The organism is Protofrankia coriariae (assembly GCF_001017755.1).
GTDB lineage: Bacteria > Actinomycetota > Actinomycetes > Frankiales > Frankiaceae > Protofrankia > Protofrankia coriariae.
Genome location: NZ_JWIO01000003.1, coordinates 74,679 through 79,709 on the forward strand (window position 1 = coordinate 74,679; position 5,031 = coordinate 79,709).

A 5,031-nucleotide genomic window follows, 5' to 3' on the forward strand; every position below is an offset into this window, starting at 1 on the left:
CGCGGCGAGCGGCCGGCCCCGACCCGGGGCGCGCCGCTGTGCACGTTCGCCGAAGCGTCCCGGCAGCTCGCAGGCCTCCCCGACCCGCGGCCCGAGGCGGTCGCCGGTCCGGGCGTGGGCGAGCCGTCCGTGGCCGGGCTGTTGGTCACGGGCACCGCCGACGCCACGGCCGCCGGCCTGGCCGGCAGCACCGCTGCCAGGGGCGCTCCGGCCAACGGCACCCCCGCCAAGGCTGCCCCGGCCAGAGCCGCCGCGACCAAGGCCGCTTCGGGTAAGGCCACGCCGGCCGGCGCCGCGCGGACCGACGATTCGACGAAGGGGAGCTGACCATGCCGGTCACCCCGGTCCTCACCGGACGCTGGAACACCCCCGAGTCCTGGACGCTGGCCGTCTACGAGAGCACCGACGGCTACCAGGCGCTGCGGCAGGCCCTGGAGCTCGGCCCGGACGACATCATCAAGATTGTCAAGGACTCCGGACTGCGCGGCCGCGGCGGCGCGGGCTTCCCCACCGGGATGAAGTGGAGCTTCATCCCGCAGGGCGACGACAGGCCGCACTACCTGGTCATCAACGCGGACGAGGGCGAGCCCGGCACCTGCAAGGACGCGCCGCTGATGACGGCCGACCCGCACTCGCTGGTGGAGGGCATCATCATCGCCGCCTATGCGGTGCGGGCCCACCGCGCCTTCATCTACCTGCGCGGGGAGCTGGTGCACTGCGGACGCCGGCTGCGCGCCGCGGTCGCCGAGGCGTACCGGGCCGGCTATCTCGGCCGCGACATCCTCGGCAGCGGCTTCGACCTGGACCTGGTCGTCCACTCCGGGGCCGGCGCCTACATCTGCGGTGAGGAGACCGCGCTGCTCGACTCGCTGGAGGGCCGCCGCGGCCAGCCCCGGCTGCGCCCGCCGTTCCCGGCGACCCACGGGCTGTACGCGTCCCCGACCGTGGTCAACAATGTGGAGACCATCGCCACCGTTCCGTTCGTCATCCGGCGCGGGGTGGAGTGGTTCCGCTCGATGGGCCGGGAGCGCTCGCCGGGGCCGAAGATCTACAGCCTGTCCGGGCACGTGACCCGCCCGGGCCAGTACGAGGCGCCGATGGGGACCACTCTCGCCGAGCTGCTGGAGCTCGCCGGCGGCATCCGCGGTGGACGGCGGCTGAAGGCGTGGACGCCCGGCGGTTCCTCGACGCCGATGCTCACCGCGGACCATCTCGACGTCCCACTGGACTTCGAGGGGGTCGTCGAGGCCGGCTCCCTGCTCGGCACCGCCGCCATCATGATCATGGATGAGACCGTGGACATGCTGAAGGTCGTCCGGCGGCTCACCCAGTTCTACGCGCACGAGTCCTGCGGCAAGTGCACGCCGTGCCGCGAGGGCACCACCTGGATGGTCCAGATCCTCTCCCGGCTCGAACGTGGCCAGGGCGACGCCGAGGACGTCGACACCCTCGTCGACGCCTGCGACAACATCTTCGGCCGGGCCTTCTGCGCGCTCGCCGACGGCGCCACCTCGCCGATCGTCTCCGGGATCAAGTTCTTCCGGGACGAGTTCGTCCCGGCCACCCCCACCGGCGCCACCGGACCCACCGCCACCGACCGCGTCGCCGGCACACCGGACGCCCTCGCGGGAGCTCACTGATCACTATGACAACCGTGTCGAAGAGCAGCGCCTCGCAGCCGCCGGCCGAGCCCGCGCCGCCGGATCTCGTCACCCTGACCATCGACGGCATCGCGGTCAGCGTCCCGAAGGGGACACTGATCATCCGGGCGGCCGAACTGCTCGGGATCGAGATCCCGCGGTTCTGCGACCATCCGCTGCTCGACCCCGTCGGCGCCTGCCGGCAGTGCATCGTCGAGGTCGAGGGTCAGCGCAAGCCGGTCGCCTCCTGCACGACCACGGTCGCGGCCGACATGGTCGTGCGCACCCAGCTCACCTCGCCGGTGGCGCAGAAGGCGCAGGCGGGGACGCTGGAGTTCCTGCTGCTCAACCATCCGCTGGACTGCCCGGTCTGTGACAAGGGCGGCGAGTGCCCGCTGCAGAACCAGTCGATGGCGGGCGGCGGCGCCGTCTCACGGTTCCGGGAGGCCAAGCGGACCTACCCGAAGCCGGTCGCCATCTCCAGCGAGATCCTGCTCGACCGGGAGCGCTGCGTGCTGTGCGCGCGCTGCACCCGGTTCTCCGCGCAGATCGCCGGCGACCCCTTCATCGAGCTGTTCGAGCGGGGCGCCAACGAACAGGTCGCGATCAGCGAGGACGAGCCGTTCCAGTCCTACTTCTCCGGCAACACCGTGCAGATCTGCCCGGTGGGCGCGCTGACCAGCGCGGCCTACCGGTTCCGGGCCCGGCCGTTCGACCTGGTGTCCACCCCGACCGCGTGTGAGCACTGCGCGGCCGGCTGCGCGCTGCGCACCGACCACCGCCGCGGCAAGGTCCGGCGCCGGCTCGCCGCCGACGACCCGGCCGTCAACGAGGAGTGGAACTGCGACAAGGGCCGGTTCGCCTTCACCTACGCCGACGGCGCCGACCGGCTGCGCACCCCGCTGGTCCGTGACGACGCCACCGGGGAGCTGGTCGAGGCGTCGTGGAGCGAGGCGCTGGCCTTCGCCGCCCGCGGGCTGGCCGAGTGCCGGGACCGCCACGGCGTCGGCGTGCTCGCCGGCGGCCGGCTCACCCGTGAGGACGCCTACGCCTACGCCAAGTTCGCCCGCGTCGCCCTGCGCACCAACGACGTGGACTTCCGGGCCCGGCCGCACTCGGCCGAGGAGGAGGCGTTCCTCGCCCACGCGGTCGCCGGCACCGGCATCGGGGTCACCCACGCCGACCTGGAAGCCGCGCCCGGCGTCCTGCTGGTCGCGCTCGAGCCCGAGGAGGAGGCGCCGACGATCTTCCTGCGGCTGCGCAAGGCCGCGCGGAAGCAGACCGCGGCGATCTTCTCGCTGGCCCCGCTGGCCACCCGCGGGCTGTCGAAGATCTCCGGGACGCTGCTGCCGGTCGTCCCCGGAGCCGAAGCCGCCGCCCTGGCCGCCCTGGCCGGGCCGGTCAACAGGATTCAGGACGGGACCCAGTCCGCGGCGGCCGCCGCGCTGCGCGCCGACGGGGCGGTGATCCTGGTGGGGGAGCGTGCCGCGCAGGCCCCCGGGACGCTGACCGCGGCGCTGCGGCTGGCCGAGGCGACCGGTGCGCGGCTGGCCTGGGTGCCGCGCCGGGCCGGGGAGCGCGGCGCGCTCGCCGCCGGCGCCCTGCCGTCGCTGCTGCCCGGCGGGCGCCCGGTGGCGGATCCGGTGGCCCGCGCCGAGGCCGAGGAGATCTGGGGCGCCGCCGTCCCGGCTGGGCCCGGCCGGGACACTGCGGCGATCCTCGCCGCCGCTGCCGCCGGTGCGCTCGACGGGCTCGTCGTCGCCGGGGTGGACGTCCACGACCTGCCCGACCCGGCCGCAGCCCTGGAGGTGATCGCCTCCGTGCCGTTCTGCGTGTCCCTGGAGGTGCGCGCGTCCGCGGTGACCGAGGTCGCCGACGTGGTCCTGCCGGTCGCGCCGGTGGCGGAGAAGGCGGGCTCGTTCGTCAACTGGGAGGGACGCCTGCGCGCGTTCCAGCGGGCCCTGGACACCACCGCGCTGCCGGACCTGCGGGTGCTGCACATCCTGGCCGCCCGGATGGGGATCGCCCTCGGTGTGGACGACCCCGGGGTGGCCGCGCGCGAGCTGGCGAGGTTCGGCCGTGCCGGCGCCGGGATCAACCGCGTTCCAGCGCCGGCGGCCGAGCAGCCCGCGCTGCCCGAGCCGGCACCGGGCCAGGCGGTGCTCGCCAGCTGGCACCATCTGATCGACGACGGCCGGCTGCTCGACGGCGAGCCCTACCTCGCCGGGACGGCCCGCCCGCCGCGGGTCAGGCTGTCCGCGGTGACGGCCGGTGCGATCGGCGCGGTCGACGGCGCGTCCGTCAGTGTCAGCACCGGCCGCGGCACCATCACCCTCCCCCTGGAGATCACTTCGATGCCCGACCGGGTGGTGTGGCTGCCGGCCTTCTCGCCGGGCTCCCACGTCCGTGCCTCGCTCGCCGGGCGCGCCGGCGAAGTGGTGAACATCAGTGTGGCCGCCGGCGCCCCGGACGACGGCCATGATCTTGTCGACGCCGTCGCGGGCAGCGGCGCGGAAGGCCGGTCATGAGCTACTCACCCTCGTTCGCGCCGGTGCTGGCGGCCGGTGCCACCGACCCGGACCTGGCCGTCTTCGGCGACGACCCGTTCTGGCTGATCCTGCTCAAGGCCGTGGCGGTCTTCGCCTTCCTGCTGCTGACAACGCTGTTCGCGATCGTGTTCGAGCGCAAGGTCGTGGCCCGGATGCAGCAGCGTGTCGGCCCCAACCGGCACGGCCCCAAGGGCTGGCTGCAGAGCCTCGCCGACGGCGTGAAGCTCATGCTCAAAGAGGACATCATCCCGGTCCTCGCCGACCGGCCGGTCTTCATCCTCGCCCCGATCGTCTCGGCGATCCCGGCGTTCCTCGCGTTCGCGGTGATCCCGTTCGGGCCCGAGGTGTCGATCTTCGGTGAGCACACCAACCTGCAGCTCGCGGACCTGCCGGTGGCCGTCCTGTTCGTGCTGGCCGCCTCGTCGCTGGGCGTGTACGGGCTGATCCTCTCCGGCTGGGCGAGCGGGTCGACCTACCCGCTGCTGGGGTCGCTGCGCTCGGCGGCACAGATCATCTCCTACGAGGTCGCGATGGGGCTGTCCTTCGTCGCGGTCTTCCTCAACTCCGGGACGCTGTCCACCTCGGGCATCGTGGAGGGCCAGAGCCACTGGTGGAACGTGGTGCTGGTGCCGTCCTTCATCATCTACTGCATCGCGATGGTGGGTGAGACGAACCGGACGCCGTTCGACCTGCCCGAGGCCGAAGGCGAGCTGGTCGGCGGTTTCCACACCGAATACAGCTCGATCAAGTTCGCGTTCTTCTTCCTCGCCGAGTACATCAACACCGTGACCGTGTCCGCGGTGGCGACGACGCTGTTCCTCGGCGGGTGGCAGCCGCCGCCG

General features: G+C 73.4%; 4 protein-coding genes. All 4 read left to right on the forward strand.

Features of this window, described 5'->3' with window-relative positions; all coding sequences use genetic code 11:
- Nucleotides 1–114 precede the first annotated feature (114 nt).
- Entirely contained in the window at nucleotides 115–327 is a 213-nt protein-coding gene (locus tag FrCorBMG51_RS33445; protein ID WP_047221544.1) for a hypothetical protein, read from the forward strand.
- A gap of 2 nt (nucleotides 328–329) precedes the next feature.
- Nucleotides 330–1,640 (forward strand): NADH-quinone oxidoreductase subunit NuoF, encoded by a 1,311-nt coding sequence (gene nuoF / locus FrCorBMG51_RS02680; protein ID WP_047221545.1) that lies wholly within the window; start codon nucleotides 330–332, stop codon nucleotides 1,638–1,640.
- Nucleotides 1,641–1,645: 5 nt separating this feature from the next.
- Nucleotides 1,646–4,168, forward strand: coding sequence for an NADH-quinone oxidoreductase subunit G (locus FrCorBMG51_RS02685; RefSeq protein WP_047221546.1), 2,523 nt, complete (start codon nucleotides 1,646–1,648; stop codon nucleotides 4,166–4,168).
- The coding region (nuoH, locus tag FrCorBMG51_RS30405; RefSeq protein WP_235433257.1) for an NADH-quinone oxidoreductase subunit NuoH at nucleotides 4,165–5,031 on the forward strand (867 nt) is incomplete at its 3' end. The genes FrCorBMG51_RS02685 and nuoH, both read left to right, overlap by 4 nt.